Origin of the sequence: Nostoc sp. (assembly GCF_035638895.1) — a bacterium.
GTDB lineage: Bacteria > Cyanobacteriota > Cyanobacteriia > Cyanobacteriales > Nostocaceae > Nostoc.
Map to the genome: position 1 here is coordinate 1 of NZ_DASQZC010000311.1, position 2,196 is coordinate 2,196.

Here is a 2,196-nt window from a genome sequence, read left to right on the forward strand (position 1 = left end):
ACAAACAATTCTAGGTAAACTTTACCAGAGATTAACTTTTGGATTTGTTCGCGGGCTTCGCTACCAATTGCTTTGAGCATTGCTCCACTTTTGCCAATGAGTATGCCTTTTTGGGAATCGCGCTCGACGTTGATGGTAGCAAGTATCCGGGTAATGCTAGGAGTTTCTTCTACTACGTCAATAGCGATCGCTACTGAATGGGGTACTTCTTCACGAGTCAATAATAAAATTTGTTCTCGGATTAATTCACCCATAATAAAGCGTTCTGGTTGGTCAGTTACCAAATCTGGTGGGTAGTATAACGGCCCAATTTCTAAATGTTCAATTAATAATTCTTGAAGTTGCGGTAATCCTGCACTTGTCTTGGCAGAAAATTTCACGATTTCCCATTCATGGGACTGGGCCATCTGAGCGTAACTATCATCTAGAAACTGAGAATCGCATGGTTGTTGGTCGATTTTGTTCACGCCCAAAATCACTGGTGTTTTGCTGCGACACAGCAATTCGGCAATATAGCGATCGCCTGATCCACAAGCTACTCCTCCATCTACCACAAACAGTATTACATCTACCGATTCAATGGCAATTTTGGCATTTTGCACCAATACTTCCCCCAATTGATGATGGGGCTTATGAATTCCTGGCGTATCTACAAAAATTAACTGCGCCTCTGGTGTAGTTAAAATGCCCCGCAAACGGTTACGTGTTGTTTGCGCTACTGGTGATGTAATTGCAATTTTTTGCCCTACTAATTGATTCATTAAAGTAGATTTACCGACATTAGGACGACCAACAATGCCGATAAAACCTGATTTGAATTCAGGAGGAGCTTGTGGGATTGCTACTTCTTCTGAAAAAGAGAAGTTGTAATTATCAATACTAGTCACCTTTGGCTCCACCCTCATATTTTACAGTTGGGATAACTTGGTTTTTTCTTAGACATAAAACAAGCATAAAAACACCCTAGCATTTTCGGGGATTGCTTTTGCTTAGGTTTAATCTACTACTGGCTCTACACTTATATTTTACAGCTGAGATAACTTGGTTTAGTTTCTAGATACAAAAGAAACATAAAATTACTTTGGCATTTACAGGGAGGACTGTTTAATTTGCTGCTAATGGCTTAAGTTTCATGATTTTGGAAGTAATGGGGCGTCATGCCGGACACATAGCTATAGCTGCAGGAATTGCGGGGGGAGCAAATGTAATTTTAATCCCTGAAATTCCTTACACAGTTGAGCATATTTGCCACAAAATTAAACCAATTCGCAATTCGCAATGACGCGACGCTCCTGCGTCGCTAACGCTTCGCTATCGCGGACTCGCTACCGCAATTAAGTTTTGAGATAGCGAAGCGTTAGCGAGTCTGCGAGCGTCTGGGGATTTAAACCCCTTTCTCATTACAAGCAATTCCCTTTGGGGATGGGGAATTAACCCCTCTTGTTTGTTAAAGAACGCCAAGAGAAAGGCAAAAACTATTGTTTGATAATTGTTTCTGAAGCGGTTCGTATCCACGATGGGGAAAATGTGACGATTACAAATCGCTTAGGTCAGTCTCGATACGGTGGAATTGGCGAATATTTAGCAGATAAAATTATTGAACACATTGGCGTAGAAACGCGAGTCACAGTTTTAGGACACATTCAACGGGGTGGAACTGCTTCACGATTAGATAGATTAGTTGCAACTGCTTTTGGTGTTGCGGCAGTTAATCTAATTGCAGAAGATAAATACGATCGCATGGTGACTTGGCAAAATCGCCAAGTATTAAGTGTACCAATTACAGAAGCGATCGCTCAATATAGTGCCGTCGATCCCAATGGTACTTTGGTTAAAAGCGCTTGTGGTATGGGTATTTATTTGGGAGACTAAATTTAAGTCAAGAGTAAGGAGTGAAGAGTTAAAAAACTCTTCACTCCTTACTACAAATGACAAATAATAAATGATTAACTAACAATTCCCAATACAAACTCGCCTTCATTCACAGCCTGATTAGTTGCGACATCATAAACTAATCCATCATGTTGAGCGCAGACATCAATTACAGTAGGTAGGCGACCTTCTTTATTGAAACTGAGAATTTGATAGAGTTTGTCTCCAGTTTTGACTTCAGTACCTAATTCGATTCTGGATTGAATCATACCACCTGCGATCGCATAATATTTTTTCCGGTTACTGCTAGATGCAAAACTCATT

The 2,196-nt window shown here is 40.5% G+C and carries 2 protein-coding genes and 2 pseudogenes; 2 read left to right on the forward strand and 2 right to left on the reverse strand.

Annotated features, from left to right (window positions below):
* On the reverse strand, positions 1-905 hold a 905-nt coding region (gene era, locus VE944_RS15120), incomplete at its 3' end, for a GTPase Era (protein ID WP_324978342.1).
* Positions 906-1,132: 227 nt separating this feature from the next.
* On the opposite strand from era, the gene VE944_RS15125 reads away from it, so the two are divergent.
* Positions 1,133-1,282 carry a 6-phosphofructokinase gene (locus tag VE944_RS15125; protein WP_414690129.1) on the forward strand — a complete coding sequence of 50 codons (150 nt, stop codon included), beginning with the start codon at positions 1,133-1,135 and terminating at the stop codon, positions 1,280-1,282.
* Between the two features lie 164 nt (positions 1,283-1,446).
* Positions 1,447-1,872: pseudogene (locus tag VE944_RS15130) on the forward strand (6-phosphofructokinase); the annotation flags it as partial.
* Positions 1,873-1,946: 74 nt separating this feature from the next.
* Here the strand turns inward: VE944_RS15130 and VE944_RS15135 are convergent.
* Positions 1,947-2,196: pseudogene (locus VE944_RS15135) on the reverse strand (succinylglutamate desuccinylase); the annotation flags it as partial.

Coding starts and splice junctions, on each gene's coding strand:
- VE944_RS15125 (WP_414690129.1), top strand. CDS start 1,133: ATGATTTTGGAAGTAATGGGGCGTCATGCCGGACACATAGCTATAGCT.